This is a genomic window from Limoniibacter endophyticus (assembly GCF_014652835.1).
GTDB lineage: Bacteria > Pseudomonadota > Alphaproteobacteria > Rhizobiales > Rhizobiaceae > Limoniibacter > Limoniibacter endophyticus.
The window spans coordinates 268,197-294,358 of sequence record NZ_BMZO01000004.1; the positions used below are offsets into that span (position 1 = coordinate 268,197).

The following is a 26,162-nucleotide window of genomic DNA, read 5'->3' on the forward strand; positions in this document are numbered from 1 at the left end:
GGTCAATGCGAAGCAGACCGAGATGCGCTCAGATTATACGGGACAGATAATCTTTTTGGTTGTATAAATAATTTGCCACAACCTATGGAGGTTTTAATGTTGAGTTTCAGATCTGTACTCGCCGCGTTGCTGGCGACAAGTTTGTCACTTCCAGCCATGGCGCAAGATCCTGCATCCAATCCAGCTACTCCCGCATCGAACAATTCAGCCAGCACCGGTGTCACCCAACGTTTCGTCATTCGATCCGATACGCAATATCCGTGGACCAACAAAGGCGGGGACGGTAGCGACAGCGAGGATGAACAAGCCGAGTCCCGGGAACTGATCGAGGCACAGGACGCGGCGATCAACGTCTGGCGTGATTCAAAGGGAAGCCGCGACGATATCCCAATCTTCCTGAACGGCGATGTCACCGCATTTTATCATGGCTGGCAGGCAGACTATATGAAAAGTCGCATCGCGGCCATGGCCCCGACCTACTATGGCCTCGGCAATCATGATTATGAGAACAATGTCGACGACTGCTACCAGAACGGATGTGCATCGCAGGCCATGCAAGATCTGTTCAGGCACATCGACAATATTGGGGCGGATGCTCGCGACAATTATCAGGAATCCGGTTTTGGCTGGGAAAAATACCGGGGAAGCCAAGCTTATTCCAAGACCATCGGCGATTTCACTTTCATCCAGCTTCATAACCATTTCAATTACGTAAAACAGTGGGATGATCCCTTCACCAATTTCGAGCGAAAAGAGTACAGAATTGAACCCTCCCTGAACTGGCTGGAAGAACAACTTAAAAACGCACGCAGCGCTGGCAAACTTGTCATCATCAACATGCACCGTCCTCCAGCCGACCTGGACGGCCTGAAGACCCGGTTTTCCGACCTGATGTCAGAGTATGAGGTCGTGGCCATCTTTCATGGCCACACACATATTGCCGGAGTTGGATCAGACATCGGCGGAGCAAAAGTTCTGAACACCGGCGCTGCATTCAACAAGACGTTCATGACGGCAGAATTCAAGAAAGCAGAGGGAGTAATCGAGGTTTTTCAAGCCACCGACAATGTCGTATCACCGTCACCCGTTGCCGAGATTCCTATTCGTAAAGATGCCAGTAATTCCTTGGCCGTGCCTAATTTCGGCAATATTCTTCCAAGTCGAAACTCCGTTACATTCACTGTTCATGCGAGCTGGCAGCAACAGGGACAACCGAAGCCGAAAGGCATTACTGCAAAAATTACGGGCATGGATCAGGAGTATGGAACATTCTTCACAGACAATTACGATGAAATAACAATTCCCAATCTCACTCCATCGACCGACTATACTGTAACCATCCAGTCGGAAGACGATTTTGGACGACGCTCGAAACCGGTTACCAGGGTGATCAGAACCGCTGACTCAGATACAGGCCCGGCCAAACCGATCAATTTCTGCTTCAACACAAACGATAAAATAGTCGAATGGAGTTTCGAGCATTATTACGAAAATCCTCTCAGTGTAGATCAGGAAATGGACACGGTTCTGACGGTCAATGGATCGCAACGGATACCCGTCGGACGCTATATTTCACAGAACACGCGTCATGAATATCTTTCCTTTGTGGAATCTATATTTCCCTTCACCGGAACCAGAAGCTTAGTCCTTCGGCAAAAATATCAAAGCATATGGTCCGACTATACCGAGCTGCCTTTGAACGATTTTTACGATGCGGACGGCAATTACGCCCCGGACACAGACGAAGCCTACTGGAGCGAGTACAATTGCGACGTTATGAACGGCAGACGCTCCGCGCGCAACGATGCACCACGCAACCGGAGCGATGCACAACCGACCAACAGAAGCGATGCAGAAACATACGCCTCAAACGTCAGGGAAAGATTCCGGGCGGTCGAAGCCGAAATCCAGTCCCTCAGACAGATCGTCCGCGCCTGCAGCAGCAACGGCCATAAGCGGATCGCCGGAGAAGATCCGCCGGTCGATCCCGGCGGATCTTTCTTCAATTTCTACTTCTTTTCGAAATCCAATGCCGTGCCATTCATGCAATAGCGCAAGCCGGTCGGCTGCGGACCGTCGGGGAAGACATGGCCAAGATGAGCGTTGCATTCGGCGCATTTGACTTCGGTGCGGACCATGCCGTGGGAGGTGTCGCTTTTTTCAGCCACAGCACCATCCTCGATCGGTTGATAGAAACTCGGCCAACCAGATCCGGATTCATATTTGGTTTCGGATGAAAAGAGCGGCTTGCCGCAACAGATACACCGATAAATACCAGGTTCTTTGTTATAATTGTAAGGATGCGAGCCGGGCCTTTCCGTTCCGCCCTGGCGGGCCACGTAAAACTCCTCCGGCGACAGTCTATCGCGCCATTCCACATCGTTCTTCGGTTTGTCTGCGCTGGTCATGGCGATTCCTTTCTACAGCTCTTCGCGGGTCGTCCCTGAAGATGCGTATGCGCCAGACGATTATCAATGGTCTCACACGCATCAATGGTCTACCGCAGCAGACAGAAGCTTAATTTAAGATGGTACAAAAACGTGTACAAAGAAACAATACAACCTGCTTTTGCAACCTTGAGCGACGCAATTCTGCTAAATTTTTAGCATCACAACAGATGTGCCGGGTCACCTGGGACGATGTTCTATCCCGCCTCCCCTGCCATCTCATGAAATCGAAAGATTGGCGCAATTTTCCTGTCGAATTATTCGGCCTCTACACATTCGATACTAAACAGAATTAAAAATCGATTTGACTTGCTTTCATAAAGCGCGCATTTACCAAAATCATTCGATTCGTTGAATGCATGCTCAGAAAATAAGAAGTCACCTCGGAAACATATCGAGGGACCAAACCGAAAATCTATCTGGGGCCGAAACCACATGGACACTACAGAACCAACGATCACCTCGAATTCCGAGATGCTGATTGAGCTTACTGCGGACGTCGTTGCCGCCTATGTCAGCAACAATCCCGTTCCCGTCAGCGAATTGCCGAACCTGATCGCCGATGTGCATGCAGCGCTCGGTCGTGTTGGCGGCAATGTCGAGCAGCCGGCTGCCGAGAAGCAGAAGCCTGCCGTCAACCCCAAGCGCTCGGTACATGATGATTACATTATCTGCCTTGAAGACGGCAAGAAGTTCAAGTCGCTGAAGCGCCATCTGATGACGCATTACAACCTGACGCCAGAGCAGTATCGCGAGAAGTGGGGTCTCGACGCCAACTATCCGATGGTTGCTCCCAATTACGCCGAGGCCCGCTCCAATCTCGCCAAGAAGATGGGCCTGGGCCGCAAGCGCAAGGCTGCAAACGCAAAGTAATTTTTCGCCGGCCTTGCCCCCAAGACCGGCGAAATTCTCTTAAAAGCGCTGGATGGCTTTTTCGGCCACAGCGCTTTTTCTATATGGGCTTTCCTCTGGAAAGAAGCGTCCGGCGAGCCAGACGACGGGCAGTGAGCGCGACGCGCAAACGCGCCCGTCGCGTCGCAATTGTCTCCTGACGCACGCAATCCGCGCCTTTTGGCGAAACATCCAGCGCCGCTCCCAACTCCAGCAGGCGTTGCCGGATGCGATCCAGCGCCTGCGTCATCGCGATGTGCCGATTGAGATCGTAAGACCAGTGCTTTTCCAGACCGCGTTGCCGTTCACGCTCGATCAGACGCACGAGCTTCAGTTCGAGCGCCCGGGCTTCAGAAATATTGAAACTGTCGAGCTTCGAAATATCCATGCCGCAGCTCATTTGAAAAGCGAAGCGTTGACGCGCCTCAATGGCAAGTAATTTCTGACGGGCAAGAAACGCTTCCCGGTCTACTTCGATATTCATTATGCCCCACTTCCTTATATCATAATTTTCGAATGTCGTCACTGGTGCGATCACGCAATACGCAACAGCCCCAATAATTTCGGATAGTTATCGTGGGGCGTGGACAAAATGAACGCGAAAAAATTCTCAATAATATTTTATTCTATCTTTTTCATATACTTAATCAGCGGGAATTTTATTTTCGTGCCGCAAGTTTCCCCACCCCCGGACGCAAACCTTAAAAACCGAACGTGCAATGAATTTGGGGGCACTTTCATATGAATTCCGGTTGCAACACCCTACCGACATCCTCTTCACCCGTCGGCATCCTGCCCGGCAAGTCCAATGAGTGGCCGACACTGCGCCACATCACAAGCAAGCGCCGCAAACAACAGGCCTGCGAGGCCATGGCAGATATTACAGCGGCAATCTTCAACATAAGCAGCACCAAGATCCGTTCCGGCGAACGCTCGCTGGATATTTCCCGCATCAGACAGATCGCCATGTATGTGAGCCATGTGGCGCTCGGCCTGAGCATGTCAGAAGTCGGCAAAGGGTTCGGTCGCGACCGCACCACCGTGCTGCACGCGTGCCAGGTGATCGAGGAGTTGCGTGACGATCCACAATTCGACGAGCTCATCACCATGGCCGAACGGGTTGCTTGCGCAGCGGTTCGTTTTCATGGAGAGCAAGGATGAGCATTCTCCCAACCGATCGGCAGACGATGCGCCTGCTCAAAATCCTGACCAAGGCCCCCGGAACACTTTCTCCCACCAGCACGCAACATGTTTTGTTGGTCGAATGCGGTGAACATGGTGCGGTTACAATTGGGGAACAGGCGCTGCGCAAGGCGCTCAATGCCGGATTGCTCCTCCGCCAGGGCGACGATATAGTTCTGGCACCGGATCTCGCTCAATCTCTTCCTCTCTCCGGCAAGGAAACGGGTCTGGTGAGAGGAGCCGACAAGAATATTGCACTTGTCGAGATCAATACTGCGGAATCCCCCCTTTCGCAGCTATTTCGACGGCGGGATCGGCGTGGCCGGCCCTACATCGACAGGGCGGAGTTTGAAGCCGGAGAACAATTGCGGAGCGATTTTACCCGAGCGAGCCTGACACCGCGCGTGACGCAAAACTGGTCTGGCGTTTCAGGCGGCGGGCAGAGCAGCGCCGATAGTGCCGCCCAACTTGCAGCGGGAACGCTTGCAGCGCGAAAACGCGTCGAGATGGCACTCGATGCTGTTGGCCCCGAACTATCGGGCCCGCTTCTCGACATATGCTGCTTTCTCAAGGGCCTTGAACAGGTGGAGGCGGAGCGCGGTTGGCCGGTGCGCTCTGCCAAAGTAATGCTGAAGGCGGGACTTTCGACTTTGGCTCGGCATTACGCGCCGCAAAGGAAACCACGCCCGCATCACTGGGGCGCGGAAGGATACAGACCGGAAAACATTTGACAAAACGGAGCTGCCCGAACCGAGCCAACTGCATTCAGTCAGCATCTTCCAGAGGCTTTATTCGGGCAGCGCCTTCAAATATTCGCCAATCGCCTGACGATCTTGGGCAGAAAGACGCGCCATATTCTGCTGAACCTCGACCATAGTGCCTCCCACGGAATCGAAATCCGGTGTGAAGCCGGTTTCCAGATAGGTGGCAATGTCATCCGCCGACCAATCGTCGATCGCCCCGCCCGGCGCAATCCCAGGTACCGTTCCGCCGCCTTCCGCAGCTGGTGCGCCCTGGAGCCATCGCGCTTTGTCGAGTGCACCGAAAGCATTGCGCGGCGTGTGGCACTCGCCGCAGTGGCCGGGGCCCTCGACGAGATATTGACCGCGCTTTACCGCATCGGCGGCATCCGGTGCCAAAGCAATGACAGGCTCCTCGCTCAAATAGAGCCGCTGCCAGAGCCCTACCCCGCGGCGCAGCGAATAAGGAAAGGTCAGCTCGTTTGCGGGTGCCCTGCCCTCGACCGCGGGAAGCGTCTTCATGTAAGCGAACAGGTCCGCAATATCGGCGTCTGGCATGCGCGCATAAGAAGTGTAGGGAAATGCCGGATAAAGCACGGCGCCGGCCGGATCGACACCGCGCTTCATTGCATTCATGAAATCGCCCAGCGACCAACCTCCGATGCCATCCTGCGGATGCTGCGAGATATTGGGCGCAACGAATTGGCCATAAGGCGTTTCGAGAGCGAGACCACCGGCAAGCCGGGTCTGCGCATCACCTTCAGCCTGCGGACTCGCGTGACAGGAGGCACAACCACCCGCCCAGAACAAGATTTCGCCCCGCGCTGCATCGGCACCGTTCGCTGCTGCATCGATCCGGGTCTGCCCAAGAGGCTGCGGCGCCGTGACAAACCAGAAACCGACGGCTCCGGCAAGCATAAGCCCGGCCAGACCGGCAGTGATTTTACCCGCCTTGCCCATGTTTTTACTGGCGATATTTCTGGTGGCACGCACCGCAATTTTCTGCAACTGGTCCGAACGTCGCCTTGAAGCTTGCCAGATCCTGCGGATTGGCATCGACGGCGGCCTTGGCATCTGCCTGAAACTTGGCGACAGCAGCGTTGAAGCCTTCGCGATCCGACCAGATGGCGGGGCCGGCCTTCGTATCGCCGGTCTCTGTGCCCGCCGGATAATGCGCCTCGACATCCATCCTGTCAGCATCTTCGCTCAGCTTCTGAAGCGCAGCCAGTGCGGTAGCCGCATCGAAAGGGGCCTTCTCCTGCGCCATCGGCGCAAGAACACGCATGACCGCAGCATTCTCCTTCATGAGCGCCTGGCGATCGGCGATGGGATCAGCATGAGAGACGAGTGTAGAAGCTGCAAGAAATACGACGGAAGCAATCGGTTTCAGCATGGTGTCCCCTGGCATTTGGCTTGAGGCGTTATTCAGACGCCCAGCTTGGCAGGATTTTGTGACAAGCGCTATGCATTCCATTCAAAGCTGCGTGATCGCGCACTGAAAGCAGAAGAGGCCGCCAGCACCTGCTGACGGCCTCTTCCAACAAAAAGCTTGCAGCGCTTACTTTGTAGCAGCTTCGTAACGCTCGAGAACGTAATCCCAGTCGATCAGGCTATCGACAAAGGCTTCCAGATATTTCGGACGCGCGTTGCGGTAGTCGATATAGTAGGAATGCTCCCACACATCGACGCCGAGGATCGGCTGACCGCCGTGAACCAGCGGGTTCTCACCGTTCGGGGTCTTGGAAATTTCGAGCTTGCCGTCCTTGACGGAAACCCAGGCCCAGCCCGAACCGAACTGCGTCATGCCAGCCTGGACGAAATCGGCCTTGAACTTGTCATAGCCACCGAGATCGGAATCGAATGCCTTCTGCAGGGCACCAGGAAGCTTGTTGCCGCCGCCGCCCTTCTTCATCCAGCGCCAGAAGTGGATGTGGTTGTAATGCTGGGCAGCATTGTTGAAGAGCGGCTGATTCTTGCCATAAGAAGCCAGAACGACTTCTTCGACCGACTTGCCATCGAGACCAGCTTCTGCAGCCAGCTTGTTGCCGGTATCGACATAGGCCTTGTGGTGCTTGTCATGGTGAAACTCAAGCGTTTCCTTGGACATATAGGGCTGAAGAGCCTCGTAATCATATGTCAGTTCCGGCAGTTCAAAAGCCATCGGATCGTACTCCCTTCATCAAAACCGGCGCGACTTGCGCGCGCCGGCGGATTTGAAACTTTCCCCCCGCTCTAGGCAAGGGGCTATTTTTTAAATTCAGCTCATAATTGAGACAGGCTTATTACAGGTTCAGCCCTTCGGGGTTGAATGCGCCCAATCCCAATAGAGATCGCGCAACCTTTTGGCGACCGGACCAGCCTGAAGCTCACGGTCCTCGACTTTCGTAACGGGTACGACCTTCGAGTGGTTCCCGGTCGAGAATACCTCGTCGGCATCCATGAAATCCTGCACCTTCAAGCTTTTCTCGCGAACCTTGTAACCTGCATCTTCAAGCAGCTGCATGGAGCGAGCGCGCGTGATGCCGGCCAGGAAGGTGCCGTTGGCCGCAGGCGTGAAGACCTCGCCATCCTTAACCATGAATATATTGGAGGAGCCGGTTTCCGCGACATTACCCAGCATGTCGAGCACGAGCGCATTGTCAAAACCGCGCGCCTTGGCCTCCATGATCATGCGACCATTGTTCGGGTAGAGGCTGCCAGCCTTGGCGTTCGTCACCGCAGTCTCGAGCGACGGGCGGCGGAAGGAGGAAACGCCGACCGAAAAGCCCGAAGACGGAATCATCGGCGATTCATAAAGGCAGAGACAGAAGCGCGTGGTTTCCGGATCGGCAGGCACGCCCATATAGCCGCCATCCTCGGCCCAGTACATGGGACGGATATAGACGGCCGTCTTGCCATCGAACTTCTTCAGGCCATCCCACGTAAGCCCAATTATTTCCTCGGTGCGCATGGTCGCCTTCATGCCGAGATTATTGGCCGAATTGTTGACGCGAGCGGCATGCAAATCGAGATCGGGCGAGACGCCTTCGAACCAGCGGCCGCCGTCGAACACGGTCGAGCCGAGCCACATTGCATGGGAGCGCGGGCCGATAATGGCCGGATTGCCCTCATACCAGTCGCCATCAATATAGGTCCAGGTGGTAGAGGTTGCGGCGCGAGCCAAGGTCATTTCAATAAATCCGTTCTTGCTACAAACTGCGCCCATGTGACTCCGGCGAGGTCCCGGCGTCAACCTCTGCCCGGACGAAGAGGGCGATGGGGCGCAAACTGGCGCAAAAAAGCATCCTCCATGGCCCAATAAAACGCGTTGCTAAAAAGTCACATCTTAGTGCGTTCCGATTTTCGCCTTGATTTAACCGAGTTGTTGACCGATTTGCGGTACCTATCGGTCAGTAAATCGTGGCATCAATGTTTCCGAAGCAAAGCCAGGCGGCTTTCCTTGAGGCAAGATGCAACGCGATGCGCTCAGATGCATTATCGGTCGGTCAAAAGCGTTCTTCCGATAAAGGCGCGTGATTTTGATGGCTCTTCCTTTAGGCGGGCCAGTTTGCAATGTGGAATGCGGGGTATAATGACCAAGTCCAGTTCCGAGACGGCGTTCAGCCGGCGGCAATTTCTTTCGCTCACTTCTGCTGCCGCTGCAGCCTCCGTACTGACGGCTTGCACCACGGTTTCGCAGCCAGTCATTCCGGCAGTCGCTCCGGCTCCGGCAGAACCGCCACTTGACGGTTACGCGCAAATGTATGCGGCGCGCATCGATGAAGGCTATGAGCTCCCGGCCATTCCCTATCAACGTATCGACCGCCGCTTTCTGCGCCAGTTGGTTCCGGACCCGACCGGGGAAGAACCCGGCACGGTCGTGGTCGATACGCAGCAACACTTCCTGTATCTCGTACGTGATGACGGGCAGGCCATGCGCTACGGCGTAGGCCTGGGTCGCGCTGGGTTCGAATGGGCCGGACGCGCCGTAATCCAGTGGAAGCGCAAGTGGCCAAAGTGGACGCCGCCTGCCGAAATGATCGCACGTCAGCCGGAGCTGGAACAATATTCCGCTGCAAATGGCGGAATGGAACCGGGCCTCACCAATCCGCTCGGTGCACGCGCGCTCTACATATTCCAGAACGGCGAAGACACGCTCTATCGTGTGCACGGGTCGCCGGAATGGTGGACAATCGGCAAGTCCGTTTCATCAGGCTGCGTACGCATGATGAACCAGGATGTCATCGACCTCTACGATCGCGTCCCCAACAAGACGCCGATTATCGTCAAGCAGAATGGCCTGCGCATGGCCTGACGGCCGCACCAGTCGGAATTCGAGAAGCCGGGGGAATTCCCCGGCTTTTTGCTTTTCCGAATATTGCACCTATGAAACATAACGAGAACATGCAATAGTCCGCTCGTCAAAGCCGATTGCAAGCCCTAGAGTCCTTCGCATGAATCAGAGCGTCCAGATTTCCACGCCCCAGCTTTGCGACAGCACGGACGAAATGCGCACAACGCGCATCGAGCTTTCGAACGCGCGTCTGATGGCCAGGGCATGGGCCTCGACAAGCGCTTATTCGGACAGCGAAGCGCTTGCCGCGTCTTTTGCCGGTCACGCGCTTGCGTCACTCGCGGCAACCTGTGCGATTTCCGAAGAGTTCTGCCCCTCTCTCCGCCGCGCGCGTCGCACGCTCGACGAAACGGCAATGGCGCTGGCCACCAAGATAGGGGAGATCGCCGCTCGGCTACCCTTGATCGAAGCGCTGCATCAAGTCACCAGTCTGTATCCTGCGCTTATGCCCGCGAAAGAGCGGAGCGCGCTTGGCGCCTTCTATACGCCGCCTGCTCTCGTGACACGGCTTCTGGATCAGGCAGCGCAAGCAGGCGTCGACTGGAGCACGGCAAAGGTTCTCGATCCGGCGGCCGGAGGCGGGATTTTTCTGCTCCATGCGGCGCGTCGGATGGTCGACGCGCTTGGCGAATGCGAGCCGGTATTTGCGCTGAGCCATGTGACGGCGCGGCTTTCCGGGTTCGAACTGGATGCGAATGCCGCAAATCTGGCGCAATGCGCGCTGGAAATCTCGCTGGCAGACCTGGCGCGAAGTGCCGGCAGGCCAGCGCCGCAGATCGTCAAGACCTGCGATACGCTGGCGATGCAGGCGCAGCCGGTCTTCGATCTCGTCATCGGCAATCCGCCATATGGACGCGTGACTCTTCCAACCGAGATGCGTGCGAAATATGCACGCAGCCTCTATGGTCACGCCAATCTCTACGGAATATTCACCGATGCGGCCATGCGCTGGACCAAACCTGGCGGGATCATTGCCTTTCTGACACCTACCAGCTTTCTCGGCGGACAGTATTTTTCGGCTTTGCGCTGCCTTCTGGCGAAAGAAGCGCCGCCCGTCGCCATCGACTTCGTCCATGCGCGCAAAGGAGTTTTCGAGGATGTGCTTCAGGAAACCCTGCTTGCAATATATCACCGCGGGGCCTTGCGTGGCGGCACATGCATTAATTATCTGACAATGCTTTCAGAGATCGAGGCAAGGATCACCAGCAATGGTGCGATCATTTTGCCGCAAGATGCCTCGGCCCCCTGGCTCGCACCCCGGCTGCCGGACCATATTGCACTTGTCCGCCGGGCGCAGCGAATGTCTCACCGGCTTTCGGACTGGGGCTACAAGGTGTCCACCGGGCCGCTGGTCTGGAACCGCCACAAGAGCCAGCTACGTGATCGCGCTGGCGGCAAGAATGTGCATCCATTGATATGGGCCGAAGCAGTGACGCCCGACGGCCGCTTCACCTATCGTGCGCACAAGAAAAACCACGCACCCTTCTTTCGCATGGAGCCGGGCGACGACTGGCTTCTGACCCGCAAGCCATGTGTCGTGGTGCAGCGCACTACGGCGAAGGAGCAGACGCGGCGCCTCATCGCCGCTGAACTGCCGGCGGCATTCATTGCCGAACATGGGGGCGTGGTCATCGAAAACCATCTCAACATGGTGCGCGCTGTCGATGATGAGGCGGTGGCACCAAGCATCGTCGCCGCGTTTTTGAACAGCCGCATTGCGGACGATCTGTTCCGCTGCATCAGCGGCAGCGTTGCAGTTTCTGCCTTCGAACTGGAGGCGGTACCCTTGCCCGCACCGTCGCAACTCGCAGTGCTGTCAAAGCTTGTTGCATCCGGTGCGTCCAGAGACGAGATCGACACGGAATGTGCGCGGCTCTACGGGACGGATGCATGACCCTGTTGCCAGCGTATGCAACGCGGCAGCTCGTCGCCGAGCGCCTGCCGCTGATCTTCCCGGAAGGAACGCCTAATCGCACCTACTGCGTGCGCGAGCTGGCAGCAAGCACCGTGTTCGCCGCGCTCTATATTGGCGCGATAGAGGGTAGCGATCGTTTTCTCGGGCCGATCCACGTCTACCGGATGACGCATGAGCAGGCAGCCATGGCCGCAGATGAGGAACGTTTCGCCTACGCGAACGCCGTCATGCGCAAGAACGGCGTCGTTTCCGGCACACGCTGGTATGCAGACAATACGCGCGAACCGATCCGCGACGAAACCTTGCGCGACGGGCTGGTGGCAATCGGAGCGGTTCTACGGCGAGAGGACCTGGCGACCACTTCGGGACGACCACGATATGCGCTGAAAAAGCAGTTTGCCGATCTGTTCGATCCGCACATGGAGGGGGAAGCGCTGGAAGCGGCGATCGCGGAATTTCAGGCGAAGCACTTGAGCAAGAGCGCCCTCGCCCGCGTCACCATCATGCGCGCCGGCGCGGTCGCCAACACCTCCGGCGTTCTCGCCACATTTCCAAATGGTGAGACACGAATGCTCGCACCAGGCCCCAGTTCGATCATTACCAAGGCGGTGGTAGAGGTTTTCGCGCCGCGCTTTCTGAAATCGCCGGTCGTGCTCTGGCTCAGCGAAAGCGGCAACAAGGTCGTCCTGCGCGACGATGCTATCGCCAATGCAATCGGCCTGAAAATCGAAGCGGACAAGAACCTGCCCGATCTCATTCTGGCGGACCTGCATCCGGCCGAACCGATCATTCTCTTTGTCGAAGTGGTCGCCACTGACGGCGCGATGACGGAACGTCGGCGCACCGCGATGCGCGAACTGACCAACGCCGCCGGTTTCGATCCCAGGCAGGTCGCTTTCCTGACGGCATATCAGGATCGGCAGTCTCCCGGTTTCAAGAAGACCGTCGCCCAGCTTGCCTGGGGATCATTCGCCTGGTTTGCATCGGAGCCTGCGCAGATCATCGCATTGCACGAAGGTCGCTCTGAAGACTCGGTACTAACCGACCTGCTTTGAACGGCAAGAGGGAGAACTCAGGTCCTCCTTCATCATCAAAACCGGAAGGATCGATCAGGCTGCGGCCTGATAAAAGCGCATCCAGACGCGTGAGTATGCAATGAGAACGGCGGCAAGATAGTTGCGCACTCTTCATATCTGGCGACATTTTTCGGAAACGTTTGATTTTACTGAAGAAGCGCCCGACCAGATTGCGGGCTGCAGGTGGCCCGCTCTATAGTTTGTTGCTGATTGCGCCTTTGGGGCGGAATGTACCCTCTCCGGGAGATCATCTCGAGGATGGGGCGGGCGCCGTATCCATGGGTTCCACATTGCCAATGACGTCCCGTGCTGTCAGCAACGCCGGAACAGCTGCCTTGTCGGAAGGCTGGCCAGGCGTTAGCGTGATCGCCGACAGGCCCATTGTGGTCGATCATGGCGTTGATCCTGGTGCTCTGTCCTCCACTGAACTGCCTCCACTTTCGACCGGACACTCAGCATAAGCAGGAAGGCTCAAGCACAGGCTTGAGGATAGGCTTATGTCTAACGAGTTTCGACAGGTTGATCTGATAATCGGTGACGTCCGGCGGCGACGCTGGACAACGGAACGCAAACTGCGGATCATCGAGGAAAGCTATGCCGCCGGGGAGACCGTTTCCTCCGCGGCGCGGCGGCATGGAGTTGCGCCAAATCTTCTGTATCGCTGGCGCAGGCTCCTGAGCGAGGGAGGTGCGGTGGCCGTGGATTCCGACGAGCCAGTGATCGGCAATTCCGAGGTGAAGAAGCTGGAAGATCGAGTGCGCGAGCTTGAGCGCATCCTCGGGCGCAAGACGTTGGAGAACGAGATTCTCCGCGAAGCTCTTTCCAAAGCCCACTCAAAAAACCGATATCGCGGCCGCTCTTGTTGCCGAAGGACGTTCCCGATGAAGACGGCGGCAGATGTCCTGGGCGTATCGCGTTCCAATCTCCTCGAGCGTCTTAAAGGCAAGTCCAAGCCGCGTGGGCCGTATCTCAAAGCGGACGATGCCGAGCTGCTGCCTGCCATTCGCAGACTTGTGAATGCTCGGCCGACCTACGGCGAGCCGCCGATCTGCCCGTCGTCAATCGCAAGCGCGTTCATCGCATCATGGCCAATCACGCTATGATCCTTGAGAAACACACGGCGGTGCGAATAGGCCGTGTCCACGACGGCAAGGTCATGGTGATGCGGTCTAACCTCCGCTGGTGCTTGGACGGCCTTGAGTTCACCTGCTGGAATGGCGAGGTGGTCCGTCTCGCGTTCATCATCGATGCGTTGGACCGGGAAATTATCTCATGGTCAGCGGTGGCCAATGCCGGGATATCCGGCTCCGACATTCGAGACATGATGTTGGAGGCCGTCGAAAAGCGCTTCGGCGCAACCAGCGCCCCGCATGCAATAGAACATCTATCTGATAACGGCAGTGCATACACCGCGAGGGAGACCAGGCTGTTTGCCCAAGCCCTCAAGCTGATCCCATGCTTCACACCGGTTGCTAGCCCACAGTCGAACGGCATGTCTGAAGCCTTCGTCAAAACCCTCAAGCGCGACTATATACGCATCTCACCCATTCCGGACGCCGATACAGCTCTCCGGAAGATCGACGGATGGATCGAAGACGATAATGAAATCCATCCACGCTCAGCGCTGAAAATGGCCTCACCAAGGGAGTTCATCAAAGCATTGTCTCAATAGCTGATCTGTCCGTTGAAAGGGGAGGGCACTCCATCCACGAAAGCGACCGATGGAGCGATCCAAGCCGCTTTTTACCCAAGACTGCATGCTGACGCGACGGCTTAATCGAGGCACCGATGAACTGGATGAAGCTTGCGCCTTCTCGGCCCATTGCTCGGACATGCGCGCACAGATGCCTGCTTTGCCAGCGGGCGAAGCGATTGCAGACCGTCGTTGACGGCTCACAATGCTCGGGCAGCCTCGCCAAGCGAGCCGGTCCTCAAGACCCGGATACTCCGTTCCAAGCCTGCCGGTCCATCGGCCAGCCAAGCACAAAGCTGTATCCGGGGATCCTGTGAGTTCAGAGCCTAACGTCGCGTCAGGCTTCCCAGAATACCTCGGACGATGGCGCGCCCGACTGACGTGCCGACCGAACGCACCACGGATTTCATCGCTGCTTCCACAACGCCCTGACGCTGACTGACGGTGCGACGTGATGCCTTCTCCGCCGCAGCCTGCTGTTCTGCCGCCTCGTCCGCGGCAAGCTTTTCCTGCGTACGCTTTTGCAGGATTTCAAAGGCCGATTCCCGATCAATCGCCTTGTCGTACTGACCCGCGACCGGGCTCGTTGCCATCATGGCCGCGCGCTCCTGAGGCGTGAGCGGACCGATGCGCGAAGCCGGCGGGCGGATAAGCGTACGCTCGACCATGGACGGAATGCCCTTGTTTTCGAGCGTCGAGATCAGGGCTTCCCCAGTCCCGAGCGAAGTGATGGCCTTATAAGTGTCGAAATCCGGATTGGGACGGAAAGTTTCGGCTGCGACCTTGACCGCCTTGGTTTCCCGTGGCGTGTAGGCGCGCAATGCGTGCTGCACGCGGTTACCGAGCTGCGCCAGTACGCTTTCCGGCACATCGAGCGGATTCTGCGTGACGAAATAGACGCCAACGCCCTTCGAGCGAATGAGGCGCACGACTTGTTCGACGCGGTCGATCAGTACCTTCGGCGCCTCATCGAACAGAAGATGCGCCTCATCAAAAAAGAACACGAGCCTGGGCTTTTCCGGATCTCCAACTTCCGGAAGCTCTTCGAAGAGTTCCGACAGAAGCCAGAGCAGGAAGGTTGCGTAAAGGCGCGGGCTGCTCATCAGCTTGTCGGCGGCGAGAATATTGATGGCGCCAGCGCCGTTCGGCGCGGTACGCATGATATCCTTGATCGCAAGCGCAGGTTCGCCAAAGAAATGATCTCTACCCTGCTCTTCCAGCACCAGAAGCGCACGCTGGATGGCACCGACGGAGGCCTTGTTGACATTGCCATAGGAGACCGAAAGCTCGGAAGCGCGCTCATAGACATGCGCAAGCAGCGCCTTCATGTCCTTCATGTCGAGAAGAGCAAGGCCTTCTTCATCGGCAATGCGGAAAGCAATATTGAGCACCCCTTCCTGCGCATCCGTCAAATTCATCAGGCGCGACAGGAGCAACGGCCCCATTTCCGAGATCGTCGTGCGAATCGGATGGCCCTGCTCGCCGAACAGGTCCCAGAAGATAACCGGATTGTCGTGGAACTCATAAGGGTCGAGCTTTATGGCTTCAGCGCGGGCAAGGAGGAAATCCTTCGATTCGCCCTTGACGGCCGTGCCCGAGAGATCGCCCTTGATATCGGCAGCAAAGACAGGCACGCCAGCACGCGAGAAGCTCTCAGCCAGTATCTGAAGCGTTACGGTCTTGCCGGTACCGGTCGCGCCGGTAATGAGCCCATGCCGATTGCCATATTTCAGGAGAAGCGTTTCCGCCTCCTTGTAGGAATCATCGGGATTGCGGCTCGCGCCAAGGAAAATCGTTGCGTCCTGCTCTGACATGCCACCCTCTTCATGATCCTTATAATCGCGGAAACCTTACGCATTCGGATTGCAAACGTATAGATGCCATCCAACACAGCCCACAATGTAGCTCCGCACCGTTGCGGAGGGCATTCATTCGGCGAGAATCTCTTCATGCAAACCGGTAACAAGTGTTTTCCTGTCTGTTACCTTCTGCTAGTTTGGCGCTGAGGGTTCGCAAAAATCCCGGCAGGAGAAGGCATGAACAGCATGACAGTCGCACAGCAGACCGTAACGGCATCGTTTGAAAGAGACGCGCTCGCCGACCGGATTGGCAAGGCGATCGCCGAGGCGGATGGTCGTGTGCGCAATGCGACACCGCTGATCCTGCAACGCGCTGACGACCCCAACCCTGCACAGGCAAAACTACAGGCGAAAGACGATATGGACGGCGGCAGCGACGGCCTTGCCATCGTCTTCGAAGGCGCGGTCGGGGCTGGCGCGACTGGCATTGCCGCCAAGCCCGAGAGCCTCAAAAGCCTGCTTTCTGAAATTTGCGGCGACAGGCTTGCGCTGCGGATCGAACCGCACCAGGCAAGCCGCGCTTCGGCCGATTGGCTGATTGAAATCTTGAGCGCATCAAAAATGCGTTCCGACCGGCTGGATGTCTCCTTTGGTATAGACCCATCCGCAGTATTTGCCGCAACAGGCGGTCTACGCATGTCGATCGAAGCGATGGAAGCCGCAGCGCCGCAGCTTCTCGCCTATTTCTTCAGCATGGACGTTCCGGGCGTTTTGCTGGAAAGTGACGGGCGCCCCTATCACAATGCAGGCGCAGGGGCGGAAACCGAGCTTGGCGTCGTGCTGGCCGTCGCACTTGATCATCTGCGCATGTTTAAGGCCGCCCGCCAGCCCGTCGTCTATGGCGTACCGCATATCGGCTTCTCGATCAGCGTGGACGATGATGTTCAGGAAAGCCTGGCACGCATGAAGGCGTTGCGCCTGCTCTGGGCCGATGCGCTGAAGGCCCACAATATTCTCGATGGCGGCCAGGTGCGCATTCACGCCGAAACTTCCTATCGCATGATGAGCGCGGAAAGCGTGCGTGCGAACATTGCCCGGAAGATACTGGCGGCGTCGGCAGCCTTTATCGGCGGCGCAACCACGCTGACGGTTCTACCGGTGACGACGGGCAACGGCCTGGCCAATGCTATGTCGCGCGAAGTTTCGCGCATCCTGCCTTCGACATTGAGGCGGATCGATTTCGGCAGCTTCGATTTTGAAGCCGTGGACGCGCGCGCCGAAGAAATTTTCGCGGAAGCGAAAGCGCTTGCAGCGGAAATCGAGGGACGGGGCGGCGTTCTGCGCTCCCTTGCCTCGGGTTTCATCCAGGCTCGCATCGCCCAGGACTTGCAGAAGCTGAAGCCGACGACGAATGCACAGGCCGATGCGAAGATCGGCCAAAACCTGATACTTGCCTTCGAAGGCAATCCGAACCTGAACCTAAGCGGCATCAAGCGATTACCCGACACGGCCGATGATTCATCCTCCGTGTGCGAACCGCTGCGCCCTGTCCGATTGGAAACGCTCTGACGCCTAGAGGATCGCTGCGGCGGGACGCATTTCGCCGATGGGAGTGCCGACCCAGTTCTTCATGAGAGGATGCGCGATCTCGTCGAAACGTGCAGCGATTTCCGGTTCGCTCCTGAATAGCTTTGCGAGCAGCGCAGCGATCATCACCTCCGCGCCCCGCACGCCGCCGTCGTCGCATTTGAGGGCGATGCCCATGCCAAGTTCCGGTACGGCACCCGTATAAATCCCCTCGGCACCCATTTTGACAAAGACGCGACCGGGCGCTGCCTGCATCAGCTTGCCGCAGGCCCTGCCCGTACCGGCGACGTAAAACGGCTCGTTCATGCAGGACTGCATCAATCGTCTTGCGGCTGCCGCACGTGACGCGCCGACGCCGTTGCCGCTGGCCAGGCGCGCAAAACCCAATGCCGTATTCTTCAACGGAACGGCGTAGGTCGGAATACCACAACCGTCGATGCCTGCTTCCTGCGGATCGTGCCTTGCGTCGGTAACGTTTTGCATGACGTCCGCCAGCATGGTCTGGAGCGGATGATCCCGCTGGATATAGCCCTTATATGAGATCTTCTGATGCTGGCAGACGCAAAGAAAGCCGGAATGCTTGCCAGAGCAATTATTGTGCAGCGGTGTCGGCTCGATCCCGGCCTTTGCCTGCTCGATGGCAACCGGCTGGCTCATAGACCAGTGCGCTCCGCATTCAAGAGCATGGAGATCCAGCCCGGCGCGCTTCAACGTATCGGACGCAACAGCAACATGCGCCTCCTCGCCATTATGCGAGGCGCAGGCTAGCGCCAGCGCCTTTTCGTCCAGCCGATAAGCATCGGCCGCACCTGTCTCTATCAGCGGCAATGCCTGAAAAAGCTTGATCGCCGAACGCGAGAACACAGGCCGCTCGATCTCTCCAATTGCAGCCACCACCTTGCCATCGCCATCGACAATGGCCGCCGCCCCGGTATGGACGCTTTCGACAGTGTTTCCACGCAGAACTTCGACGCAAATCGGATCAGACATTTTTCTTCCTCTGCAGGCCGGCTTACAGAACTGATGCCAAGTCGGTTACCTTCTCGCAACCAAAAAGACCACCGGCTTGGAAAGTCGGCGGTCTTTTTCTTTCAGCCGAAAAATGCGTCTTACTTGATCCGCTCGAGGATCGACACATAATTCGCGACGGCTGCACCGCCCATGTTGAAAATGCCGCCAAGCGTCGCATTCGGCACCTGGATGCCACCTGCTTCGCCGGTCAACTGCATGGCGGACAAAACATGCATGGAAACGCCGGTGGCACCAATGGGATGCCCCTTGGCCTTGAGGCCACCTGAAACATTGATCGGAAGACGTCCGTCCTTCTGGGTCTGCCCCTCGAGGGCGATCTTGCCGCCCTGCCCGCGCTTGGCGAGACCCATGGCTTCATATTCGATCAACTCGGCGATGGTAAAGCAATCATGGGTTTCGACGAAGGATAGATCGTCAAGCGCCACGCCCGCACTCTTGAGACCGCGTTTCCAGGCTTCCTCGCAGCCTTCGAACAGGAGAATGTCGCGCTTAGACATCGGCAGATAATCCTGCACATGCTCGTGGGCACGGAAGGCAACCGCGCGGCGCATCTTGAGCGCCGTCTGCGTATCGGCCAAAACCAGAGCCGCCGCTCCGTCCGACACGAGCGAACAATCGGTGCGCTTGAGCGGACCGGCAACGATCGGATTCTTGTCGCTTTCATTGCGGCAGAAATCGAAGCCGAAATCCTTGCGCATATGAGCGAATGGATTGTCCATGCCGTTCTTGTGATTTTTTGCGGCGATGGTGGCAAGCGCATCCGACTGATCGCCGTGGCGCTGGAAATAGGCCCCTGCGATCTTGCCGAACTGACCAGCGAAACCCATGGGAATATTGGCTTCTTCCACCATGTAGGACGCCTTGACGAGGATGTCCTGCACCTGGGTGTTCGGCGTCGTCGTCATCTGCTCGACGCCGACAACCAAGACGACCTTTGCATCATTCGCCTCAATGGCGCGAATGCCCTGATGAACAGCCGCAGAACCGGTGGCGCACGCATTTTCAACGCGGGTCGCAGGCTTGAAACGAAGCCGGTCATCAGCCTGCAATACAAGGCTGGCGGTGAAATCCTGCTGCGAAAAACCGCCGTTGAAATGACCCAGAATGATTTCATCGACATCATCCGGACCGATGCCAGCGTGATCGAGCGCTTCCTTGGTCACGCGGACGATGAGATCTTCAACGGTTACGTCATCACCAAGCTTTCCGAAAGGCGTGTGCGCCCAGCCGACAATACAAGCGGTCATCCTCAACTCCCTGATTATTCCTGTGCGGCAAACGGAAAATCCGGCCGCTTTCTCCCTTCTGCAAGATGAACGGCTTTCGAGCCTACGTAAAGGCATCATCGAACATGAGGTTAGTTACTTTACGCACAACCACAGTGCGGATATGCGCAAGAATGCGACGTTGCCGCCTCGCCCTGGGTTATTTCAATTTGAAACCTTATCTTCGGCTTTGGCGGAGACTTAAGCACGGCATTCTGGCATACTAACAGAATATCGATAAAAATCAGAAATTTAGTTGAATTTTAAAGAAGCATTTTAATCACCGGAAGATAGTTTTCATGCGTCCACCCCAGAGCCCTTCACGGAGATCGCCGATCTCCGAATGTCTGCGCTCGGTTCGTTCGGCCTTCGTTGGCGTTGCCGCCCTGAGCGGCATCACCAACCTCCTGATGCTGACCGGCCCGATCTTCATGCTGCAAATTTACGATCGCGTTCTTGCTAGTCGCAGCGTGCCAACCCTCGTCGCGCTTTCGCTGCTAACGCTCGGCCTTTATGTCTATCTAGGCATTCTCGAGATGCTGCGTGGACGCATCCTGACCCGCATTGGCAACAGCCTTCAGGAAAACCTGAACGACACGACCTTCAAGGCAACCATGGAACTGCCGCTGAGCGGCCATCCGGAACTTTCAGGCGCGCAACCGGTACGCGATCTCGATCAGTTGCGCCAGTTCATGGCAGGTCCCGGCCCTGTCGCTATCTTCGATATGCCGTGGTTGCCGATCTATCTGCTCATCGTGTTCAGCTTCCATATCCTGCTGGGCTGGCTGGCGGTTGCCGGTGCCGCGGTTCTGTGCTGTATCACGCTGCTCAGCGAACGTGTGCTACGCGACAAGCTGAAGAAACTCACGGCTCTGTCTGGCGACCGTGCGACCTTCCTCGAGGCAGGCCGCCGCAATATCGAGACGCTACGTTCAATGGGAATGCTCGGTGCCCTGGGCGCACGCTGGAATGGCGTGAATGACAAATTCCTTGTCGAGCAGGAGGCCACCAACGACCTGACGGCGACCTTCTCGTCCGTCACAAAGGTGTTTCGCCTGGCGCTGCAATCCGGCGTTCTGGCGCTGGGTGCCTGGCTGGCAATCCGCCAGGAAGTATCGCCCGGCATCATGATCGCCGCATCAATTCTGACAGCACGTGCGCTCGCTCCCATCGAAATGGCCATCGGTCAATGGCGCAATTTCCTTGGCGCGCGGCAGGCGCATGAACGGCTGGACAAGGTTCTGACACTGTTTGCGAACAGCCGCCCTCCATTTGCGCTGCCGCGGCCTGCAAGGCAACTGGATGTGGAGCATATGTGCACGGGCATGCCCGGCACGCAGTTCATGACGCTGCAAAACATCACCTTCTCGCTTGGCGCCGGCAACGGGCTTGGCATTATCGGCCCGAGCGGCTCCGGCAAATCGACGCTAGCGCGCGCTTTGGTCGGAATTTGGCCGGTTAAACGCGGCGCGATCCGCCTCGACGGTGCGGAACTCGAGCAATGGGACCCGGAATTGCTCGGCCCGTCGATTGGCTATCTGGCGCAAGGCGTGGAGCTTTTCGACGGCACGATTGCAGAGAATATTTCCCGCTTCCGCACCGATGCATCGATGAACGCAATTATCGAAGCTGCGCAAAAAGCCGGCGTTCATGAGTTGGTGCTGTCCATGCCGAACGGTTACGATACGCCTATCGGAACGGGCGGGTCGATGCTTTCCGCCGGGCAGCGGCAGCGCATCGGCCTTGCCCGCGCGCTTTATGGCAATCCGTTTCTCATCGTGCTGGACGAACCCAATTCCAACCTCGACGCGGAAGGCGAACAAGCGCTTTCCGAAGCCATTCTCTCAGCACGCGAGGGTGGAGCAATCGTCATCGTGATCGCACATCGTCCGAGTGCTCTGGGAGCGGTCAACAACGTTCTCGTCATCGTGGGCGGCCAGCAAACAACCTTCGGACCTCGCGACGAGGTACTCCGTCAAACGACAGTGCAACCAACTACGGAGACGGTGCAATGAAACATGATCCAAACTCCCGTTCGGCTGCATCGATCCGCAAGAACCTCCTTGCCAGCGGCGCGCTGGTCGCGCTTCTGGTGCTGGGCTGCGGCGGCTGGGCGGTCTCGGTTGAACTGTCCGGCGCGGTCATGGCTCCTGGCCAGTTGATGGTCGAGACCAATACGAAGAAGATCCAGCATCGCGAAGGCGGCATTGTCGGAACAATCAATGTGCGCGAGGGCCAACGCGTCAAGGCGGGCGACCTCCTCCTTCATCTCGACGAGACGCAGACCCGCGCCAATCTTTCCATTGTCGAGCAACAGCTATTTCAGCTTCTGGCACGCCAGACGCGCCTGGAAGCGCAGCGCGACAAGATCGACAATCTGGGCGACCTCCCGCCGGAACTTGTCGAAAACAATGGCAGAGCCGACATCCAGGTCTGGCTTCGCGAAGAAGACAAGCTGTTTCGATCGCTTTACGAAATTCACCAGGGGCAGGTTGCGCAATTAGAGAAGCGCATCGAACAGATCGGCCATGAGATCGAGGGCGTCAGAGTCGGCCTCGAGGCGTCTCGAAAGGAATTTGCCCTTGCGGATCAGCAACGCAGTGCAAATGAAGAATTGCACAGACGCGGCATTATTCCGAACCCTCGCATCGTCGAAATAAGGCGTCTGCACGCGCAGCTCGAGGGCGGGACAGGACGTATGGTTGCAGAACTGGCCCGCGCGGAAGCGCAAATGGCCGAAAGCAGATTATAACTGCTGAGTCTCGAGCAGGATTATCGCTCCAAAGCCATGGCCGAACTGCGCGAAGTCGATATGCGCGTCGCGGAGCTGCGCGAGCGTCGCATCGCCGCACTCGACCAGTTGCAGCGCATGGATATCCGTTCTCCGCGCGACGGTGTCGTGCATCAACTGGCAACGCACACGATCGGCGGCGTCGTTAGCCCGGGTGAGCCAATCATGATGATTGTTCCCGAAGATGAAACGTTGATCGTCGAGGCTCGCATCCAGCCGGTCGACATTGATCAGGTTGCGATCGGCCAGCCAGCGAACCTGCGCTTCTCGGCTTTCAGCCAGAAGACGACGCCGGAAATCGAAGGGGCAGTAAGTCATGTTTCCGCCGATCTCAGCAAAAATCCGCAGACGGGCGAAAGCTGGTACACCGCTCATATCCAGATCGAACCGGATCAGGTCGATCGGCTGGGCAATGTCCCGCTGATTTCCGGCATGCCGGTAGAGGCATTCGTCAAGACGGGCGATCGGACGCCTATGTCATATCTGCTGAAACCGCTTTCGGACCAGCTGGCGCGCTCAATGCGCGAGCCGTAAGGCGGATCGACTGGGCGCCTCCCCCTTGATCTGGGGGAGGTCCGGGATTCACCAATATCAACGGCGCTCGAGGAAGCGGGAGCGATTGGCCGGGCAGACAAGAAGAGTCCGAAAAGCGGCCACACAAAAACGCTGGAAGGCTGCGGACAAATGACGACGCAAGATACGTATCAATGGACGTATCTTCGTACGTTCATGATTACTGTATCGCCAAGCTATTGATTTTACTGGTCGGAGTGAGAGGATTCGAACCTCCGACCCCCTCGTCCCGAACGAGGTGCGCTACCAGGCTGCGCTACACTCCGACATCAGTGCGTGGGCTTATAAACGCGGCGGGAAAACTACGCAAGAGGTTGATCGCCCAAAAAAGCGGTTGTAAGGCGGCAAAGTCAGACGGCTCTTCGCGCTTCATAAACGCTTCGTTGCACGAGCTGATCAAGCGTGATCGTCGTGCCTTGGAACCGCCGCATAACCTCCCCGTTTCCCATGCAGAACCGAACCGTATCAACGGCGTCAGGAGGAAAACATGTTGAAGCTTTTGAGTGCGGCGGGACTAGCTCTTGCCATGGCGGCGGGAGGCGCTGCCGTAACCGCGCCAGCCCAGGCGCAGGACGTCGAATTCCGCATAGGACCGGACGGTGTTCGCCCTGTCGTACGCGATCGCGAACGGGAAAGAGATCGGGACCGGCGTGAAGCCCGCATGCGCGGCTGTAGTGAGCGAGAAGCCCGTGCCGCGGCCAGACAATATGGCTTCCGAGACCCCGAAGTGATCCGCCAGACGAGAAGCCGGGTCATCGTGGAAGGTGAAACGCGACGCGGTATTCGCGAGATCACCTTTGCCAACGAGCCCGGTTGTCCGGAACTTTGACACCAGCCTTTTTCAGGCTGAAGCCCCGGAACACTGATCGCGTCCCGGGGCGTCTTCTGCAATTTTCAGCTCAGTTCTGACGCAGTTCCAGAAATCGGCGCCGATGTTTTTTTGCTGCCGTCGTCGTTTCGGGTCGAAAGGTTTCTTACCCTGCAGCAGGAACCGCTCTCGCTCCCTCCACGTTGAACGCAACACCCATCGGAGAAGCGGTTGATCATGACTTACTGCGTCGGAATGCGGCTCGACAAGGGCCTCGTCTTCATGTCGGACACGCGTACGAATGCCGGTGTCGACGATATTGCAAGCGTCAAGAAAATGTATAGCTGGGAAGTGCCGGGGGAGCGCCTCATCACCCTGCTCTCGGCCGGTAATCTCGGCACGACGCAAGCTGTCGTCGGGATGCTGGAAGAGCAGCACAAACGTCGGGAGGATCGGCAATCCGACCTGCACGAGACCAATACGCTTTTTCAGACTGCAAGGCTTATAGGCGATACGGTAAAGGCGACCATAAGGGACGCGCACGATGGCGGCCCGATGCAAGGATCGACATTTCACGCCACCTTCATCATGGGCGGACAGATCAAGGGCGAAGAGCCGCGCCTCTTCTTCATTTATCCCGAAGGCAATTTCGTCGAGGCAACTAATGAGAATCCATTTTTTCAGATCGGCGAAAACAAGTATGGCAAACCCATTCTGGTGCGTGCCTACGAGCCGGGCCTGAGCTTTGAAGCCGCCGCGAAACTCCTGCTCATCTCCTTCGATTCGACGCTGAAATCCAATCTCTCCGTCGGTATGCCGCTGGACTTCCAGGTCTACGAAACCGACGCTCTTTGCAAGGGTCCGGAAAAGCGCTTTGAAGTCGACGACATCTATTATCAGGAAGTCTCCGGCGGCTGGTCCCACGCAATCAAGTCCGCCTTCAACAGCCTGCGCGACTACTCTTTCGAGGCACAGCCACAGCGCGTCTAAACCCGACACATCGACAAAACAAACCCGCGCATCGAGCGGGTTTGTTCGTTGGCCGGCGAACGTCTCGTCAAAGCAGGCTCGTCACATTGGTGCCGATTCCCAAATCATAGGGGGAGCGTCCCGCCGGACCATAACGCGTGGCAGTACGCGAGCGCCTCACAGGCAAATCAAGATCGACCGGCAAGGCGCCGAAATGCTCATGCGTCCATACTTCGAAACGGTTCAGAGTGTGCGGCCCGAAAGTATTGAGAAGCGGCACGTCTGCCGCATCGCGCCCCCGGGCGACAATGATGCGCCCGATGCGGCGGCAATTATGACGCGGGTCAAAAGTATACCACTTGCCGCCGAGATAGGCTTCGAACCATGCATTATAATCCATGGGCGCAGGATCGGGTTCGACGCCGATATCGCCCATATAGCCGTTGACATAGCGAGCGGGGATATTCAGCGCCCGGCAGAAGGCTATCGCCAGATGCGCAAAATCACGGCACACGCCAATGCGCTCGTCGTAAGCCTCCATCGCGGTACGCGTCGAGCGCGCATAGCCATAGGAGAAGTGCAACCGTTCATGCACGAAATCACAAACGGCCTTCACCCTGTCCGCACCTTTTTCATAATGCCCGAAGAGCTGCCAGGCGATCGGCGTCAGACGGTCCGTCTCGCAATAGCGGCTGCCTAGCAGATACGGGATGCAATAGGAGGGAATATCCGCGGGCGCGACTTGCTCAGCGTCACCATCGAAGGCATCGAGCCGGCCATCATCCTCCACGAGCGCATCATATGCCAGAACGGTTTCACCAGGTTCGACGACCATGCGCTGGCACGCATTGCCGTGATTATCGATGAACTCATTTACGGCGGTTTCCTTGGGACGATACCAGCGAATATCTCCCCGACGCTCAGGATGAATGCCAAGGTAGGCATATAGAGCGGTGGGTTGCTCAACGACGATCGAGATCTCATAGCCGACACGAATAAGCATGACCGCACTCCATTTTTATCACTCACCTAACCCAATCATGCGACTTTAGTTGCGTAGG

24 protein-coding genes, 1 tRNA gene and 1 pseudogene are annotated in these 26,162 nt (G+C 57.3%); 15 read left to right on the forward strand and 11 right to left on the reverse strand.

Translation table 11 applies throughout. From position 1 onward, the window contains the following. Positions 1-96 precede the first annotated feature (96 nt). A complete protein-coding gene (locus tag IE151_RS07760; protein ID WP_189489417.1) occupies positions 97-2,052 on the forward strand; it encodes a metallophosphoesterase in 1,956 nt (651 codons plus the stop codon). On the opposite strand, the gene msrB is transcribed toward IE151_RS07760, so the two are convergent. Continuing rightward, positions 2,010-2,408 carry a peptide-methionine (R)-S-oxide reductase MsrB gene (gene msrB, locus IE151_RS07765; RefSeq protein WP_189489418.1) on the reverse strand — a complete coding sequence of 133 codons (399 nt, stop codon included), beginning with the start codon at positions 2,406-2,408 and terminating at the stop codon, positions 2,010-2,012. The two genes, IE151_RS07760 and msrB, sit on opposite strands and share 43 nt — an antisense overlap. Before the next feature lie 474 nt (positions 2,409-2,882). Here msrB and IE151_RS07770 point away from each other — a divergent pair, with 474 nt between their 5' ends. Next, the gene (locus tag IE151_RS07770; RefSeq protein WP_189489419.1) at positions 2,883-3,320 is read left to right on the forward strand and encodes a Ros/MucR family transcriptional regulator; all 438 of its coding nucleotides are present in this window, start codon (positions 2,883-2,885) and stop codon (positions 3,318-3,320) included. Positions 3,321-3,399: 79 nt separating this feature from the next. On the opposite strand, the gene IE151_RS07775 is transcribed toward IE151_RS07770, so the two are convergent. After that, positions 3,400-3,822 (reverse strand): hypothetical protein, encoded by a 423-nt coding sequence (locus IE151_RS07775; RefSeq protein WP_189489420.1) that lies wholly within the window; start codon positions 3,820-3,822, stop codon positions 3,400-3,402. A 257-nt stretch (positions 3,823-4,079) separates the two neighbouring features. Here IE151_RS07775 and IE151_RS07780 point away from each other — a divergent pair, with 257 nt between their 5' ends. Both IE151_RS07780 and IE151_RS07785 read left to right on the forward strand, forming a co-directional pair. After that, positions 4,080-4,499, forward strand: a complete 420-nt coding sequence (locus IE151_RS07780) for a helix-turn-helix domain-containing protein (RefSeq protein ID WP_189489421.1) — start codon at positions 4,080-4,082, stop codon at positions 4,497-4,499. Further along, a complete protein-coding gene (locus IE151_RS07785; protein WP_244636657.1) occupies positions 4,496-5,251 on the forward strand; it encodes a DUF6456 domain-containing protein in 756 nt (251 codons plus the stop codon). The genes IE151_RS07780 and IE151_RS07785 overlap by 4 nt, the downstream gene beginning before the upstream one ends. A gap of 57 nt (positions 5,252-5,308) precedes the next feature. On the opposite strand, the gene IE151_RS07790 is transcribed toward IE151_RS07785, so the two are convergent. From IE151_RS07790 to IE151_RS07805, 4 genes are all read right to left on the reverse strand, one after another. Continuing rightward, positions 5,309-6,220, reverse strand: coding sequence for a c-type cytochrome (locus IE151_RS07790; RefSeq protein ID WP_189489494.1), 912 nt, complete (start codon positions 6,218-6,220; stop codon positions 5,309-5,311). Between the two features lie 4 nt (positions 6,221-6,224). After that, positions 6,225-6,653: a c-type cytochrome gene (locus IE151_RS07795; RefSeq protein WP_189489422.1), complete on the reverse strand. Its 429-nt coding sequence runs from the start codon at positions 6,651-6,653 to the stop codon at positions 6,225-6,227. 165 nt (positions 6,654-6,818) lie between these two features. Beyond that, the gene (locus IE151_RS07800) at positions 6,819-7,421 is read right to left on the reverse strand and encodes a superoxide dismutase (protein ID WP_189489423.1); all 603 of its coding nucleotides are present in this window, start codon (positions 7,419-7,421) and stop codon (positions 6,819-6,821) included. Positions 7,422-7,550: 129 nt separating this feature from the next. After that, positions 7,551-8,429 carry a branched-chain amino acid aminotransferase gene (locus IE151_RS07805; protein ID WP_189489424.1) on the reverse strand — a complete coding sequence of 293 codons (879 nt, stop codon included), beginning with the start codon at positions 8,427-8,429 and terminating at the stop codon, positions 7,551-7,553. Between the two features lie 402 nt (positions 8,430-8,831). On the opposite strand from IE151_RS07805, the gene IE151_RS07810 reads away from it, so the two are divergent. The 5 genes and pseudogenes from IE151_RS07810 to IE151_RS07830 all read left to right on the forward strand — a co-directional run bounded on the left by IE151_RS07810 (position 8,832) and on the right by IE151_RS07830 (position 14,256). Further along, entirely contained in the window at positions 8,832-9,554 is a 723-nt protein-coding gene (locus IE151_RS07810) for a L,D-transpeptidase (protein ID WP_189489425.1), read from the forward strand. A 139-nt stretch (positions 9,555-9,693) separates the two neighbouring features. After that, a complete protein-coding gene (locus tag IE151_RS07815) occupies positions 9,694-11,487 on the forward strand; it encodes an HsdM family class I SAM-dependent methyltransferase (protein ID WP_189489426.1) in 1,794 nt (597 codons plus the stop codon). Then, positions 11,484-12,563, forward strand: a complete 1,080-nt coding sequence (locus IE151_RS07820) for a BsuBI/PstI family type II restriction endonuclease (RefSeq protein ID WP_189489427.1) — start codon at positions 11,484-11,486, stop codon at positions 12,561-12,563. Before IE151_RS07815 ends, IE151_RS07820 begins: the two co-directional genes overlap by 4 nt. Positions 12,564-12,724: 161 nt before the next feature. After that, the gene (locus IE151_RS07825; RefSeq protein WP_189489428.1) at positions 12,725-13,045 is read left to right on the forward strand and encodes a hypothetical protein; all 321 of its coding nucleotides are present in this window, start codon (positions 12,725-12,727) and stop codon (positions 13,043-13,045) included. A gap of 36 nt (positions 13,046-13,081) precedes the next feature. After that, positions 13,082-14,256 (forward strand): annotated as a pseudogene (locus IE151_RS07830) (IS3 family transposase). Positions 14,257-14,603: 347 nt separating this feature from the next. Here IE151_RS07830 and IE151_RS07835 read toward each other — a convergent pair. Beyond that, positions 14,604-16,091 (reverse strand): helicase HerA-like C-terminal domain-containing protein, encoded by a 1,488-nt coding sequence (locus tag IE151_RS07835; protein WP_189489429.1) that lies wholly within the window; start codon positions 16,089-16,091, stop codon positions 14,604-14,606. Positions 16,092-16,313: 222 nt separating this feature from the next. On the opposite strand from IE151_RS07835, the gene IE151_RS07840 reads away from it, so the two are divergent. Continuing rightward, on the forward strand, positions 16,314-17,645 hold the full coding sequence (locus tag IE151_RS07840) for a methylmalonyl-CoA mutase family protein (protein ID WP_189489430.1): 1,332 nt from the start codon (positions 16,314-16,316) through the stop codon (positions 17,643-17,645). A 3-nt stretch (positions 17,646-17,648) separates the two neighbouring features. On the opposite strand, the gene IE151_RS07845 is transcribed toward IE151_RS07840, so the two are convergent. Both IE151_RS07845 and IE151_RS07850 read right to left on the reverse strand, forming a co-directional pair. Further along, complete coding sequence (locus tag IE151_RS07845; RefSeq protein ID WP_189489431.1) at positions 17,649-18,653, reverse strand: asparaginase; 1,005 nt, start codon at positions 18,651-18,653, stop codon at positions 17,649-17,651. A 119-nt stretch (positions 18,654-18,772) separates the two neighbouring features. After that, a complete protein-coding gene (locus IE151_RS07850; RefSeq protein ID WP_189489432.1) occupies positions 18,773-19,942 on the reverse strand; it encodes an acetyl-CoA acetyltransferase in 1,170 nt (389 codons plus the stop codon). A 317-nt stretch (positions 19,943-20,259) separates the two neighbouring features. On the opposite strand from IE151_RS07850, the gene IE151_RS07855 reads away from it, so the two are divergent. From IE151_RS07855 to IE151_RS07865, 3 genes are read left to right on the forward strand one after another with little or no spacing between them, the layout of a single operon-like run. Then, positions 20,260-21,975: a type I secretion system permease/ATPase gene (locus IE151_RS07855; RefSeq protein ID WP_189489433.1), complete on the forward strand. Its 1,716-nt coding sequence runs from the start codon at positions 20,260-20,262 to the stop codon at positions 21,973-21,975. Further along, positions 21,972-22,712, forward strand: coding sequence for a putative HlyD family type I secretion protein (locus IE151_RS07860; RefSeq protein WP_189489434.1), 741 nt, complete (start codon positions 21,972-21,974; stop codon positions 22,710-22,712). Before IE151_RS07855 ends, IE151_RS07860 begins: the two co-directional genes overlap by 4 nt. Before the next feature lie 36 nt (positions 22,713-22,748). Continuing rightward, the gene (locus tag IE151_RS07865) at positions 22,749-23,285 is read left to right on the forward strand and encodes an HlyD family type I secretion periplasmic adaptor subunit (RefSeq protein WP_189489435.1); all 537 of its coding nucleotides are present in this window, start codon (positions 22,749-22,751) and stop codon (positions 23,283-23,285) included. Positions 23,286-23,513: 228 nt separating this feature from the next. Here the strand turns inward: IE151_RS07865 and IE151_RS07870 are convergent. Further along, positions 23,514-23,590 (reverse strand) — tRNA-Pro (locus tag IE151_RS07870). Positions 23,591-23,811: 221 nt separating this feature from the next. Between IE151_RS07870 and IE151_RS07875 the strand changes: the two genes are divergently transcribed. Beyond that, positions 23,812-24,153 carry a hypothetical protein gene (locus IE151_RS07875; RefSeq protein WP_189489436.1) on the forward strand — a complete coding sequence of 114 codons (342 nt, stop codon included), beginning with the start codon at positions 23,812-23,814 and terminating at the stop codon, positions 24,151-24,153. Between the two features lie 216 nt (positions 24,154-24,369). Beyond that, positions 24,370-25,122 (forward strand): proteasome-type protease, encoded by a 753-nt coding sequence (locus IE151_RS07880; RefSeq protein ID WP_189489437.1) that lies wholly within the window; start codon positions 24,370-24,372, stop codon positions 25,120-25,122. Positions 25,123-25,189: 67 nt separating this feature from the next. Here the strand turns inward: IE151_RS07880 and IE151_RS07885 are convergent, their stop codons facing one another. Next, entirely contained in the window at positions 25,190-26,104 is a 915-nt protein-coding gene (locus tag IE151_RS07885) for a transglutaminase-like domain-containing protein (RefSeq protein ID WP_189489438.1), read from the reverse strand. Positions 26,105-26,162 lie beyond the last annotated feature (58 nt).

Bases quoted from the DNA above. Each gene is read 5' to 3' on its own strand.
- IE151_RS07760 (WP_189489417.1), top strand. From the start codon at position 97: ATGTTGAGTTTCAGATCTGTACTCGCCGCGTTGCTGGCGACAAGTTTG.
- msrB (WP_189489418.1), bottom strand. From the start codon at position 2,408: ATGACCAGCGCAGACAAACCGAAGAACGATGTGGAATGGCGCGATAGA.
- IE151_RS07770 (WP_189489419.1), top strand. From the start codon at position 2,883: ATGGACACTACAGAACCAACGATCACCTCGAATTCCGAGATGCTGATT.
- IE151_RS07775 (WP_189489420.1), bottom strand. From the start codon at position 3,822: ATGAATATCGAAGTAGACCGGGAAGCGTTTCTTGCCCGTCAGAAATTA.
- IE151_RS07780 (WP_189489421.1), top strand. From the start codon at position 4,080: ATGAATTCCGGTTGCAACACCCTACCGACATCCTCTTCACCCGTCGGC.
- IE151_RS07785 (WP_244636657.1), top strand. From the start codon at position 4,496: ATGAGCATTCTCCCAACCGATCGGCAGACGATGCGCCTGCTCAAAATC.
- IE151_RS07790 (WP_189489494.1), bottom strand. From the start codon at position 6,220: ATGGGCAAGGCGGGTAAAATCACTGCCGGTCTGGCCGGGCTTATGCTT.
- IE151_RS07795 (WP_189489422.1), bottom strand. From the start codon at position 6,653: ATGCTGAAACCGATTGCTTCCGTCGTATTTCTTGCAGCTTCTACACTC.
- IE151_RS07800 (WP_189489423.1), bottom strand. From the start codon at position 7,421: ATGGCTTTTGAACTGCCGGAACTGACATATGATTACGAGGCTCTTCAG.
- IE151_RS07805 (WP_189489424.1), bottom strand. From the start codon at position 8,429: ATGACCTTGGCTCGCGCCGCAACCTCTACCACCTGGACCTATATTGAT.
- IE151_RS07810 (WP_189489425.1), top strand. From the start codon at position 8,832: ATGACCAAGTCCAGTTCCGAGACGGCGTTCAGCCGGCGGCAATTTCTT.
- IE151_RS07815 (WP_189489426.1), top strand. From the start codon at position 9,694: ATGAATCAGAGCGTCCAGATTTCCACGCCCCAGCTTTGCGACAGCACG.
- IE151_RS07820 (WP_189489427.1), top strand. From the start codon at position 11,484: ATGACCCTGTTGCCAGCGTATGCAACGCGGCAGCTCGTCGCCGAGCGC.
- IE151_RS07835 (WP_189489429.1), bottom strand. From the start codon at position 16,091: ATGTCAGAGCAGGACGCAACGATTTTCCTTGGCGCGAGCCGCAATCCC.
- IE151_RS07840 (WP_189489430.1), top strand. From the start codon at position 16,314: ATGAACAGCATGACAGTCGCACAGCAGACCGTAACGGCATCGTTTGAA.
- IE151_RS07845 (WP_189489431.1), bottom strand. From the start codon at position 18,653: ATGTCTGATCCGATTTGCGTCGAAGTTCTGCGTGGAAACACTGTCGAA.
- IE151_RS07850 (WP_189489432.1), bottom strand. From the start codon at position 19,942: ATGACCGCTTGTATTGTCGGCTGGGCGCACACGCCTTTCGGAAAGCTT.
- IE151_RS07855 (WP_189489433.1), top strand. From the start codon at position 20,260: ATGCGTCCACCCCAGAGCCCTTCACGGAGATCGCCGATCTCCGAATGT.
- IE151_RS07860 (WP_189489434.1), top strand. From the start codon at position 21,972: ATGAAACATGATCCAAACTCCCGTTCGGCTGCATCGATCCGCAAGAAC.
- IE151_RS07865 (WP_189489435.1), top strand. From the start codon at position 22,749: ATGGCCGAACTGCGCGAAGTCGATATGCGCGTCGCGGAGCTGCGCGAG.
- IE151_RS07875 (WP_189489436.1), top strand. From the start codon at position 23,812: ATGTTGAAGCTTTTGAGTGCGGCGGGACTAGCTCTTGCCATGGCGGCG.
- IE151_RS07880 (WP_189489437.1), top strand. From the start codon at position 24,370: ATGACTTACTGCGTCGGAATGCGGCTCGACAAGGGCCTCGTCTTCATG.
- IE151_RS07885 (WP_189489438.1), bottom strand. From the start codon at position 26,104: ATGCTTATTCGTGTCGGCTATGAGATCTCGATCGTCGTTGAGCAACCC.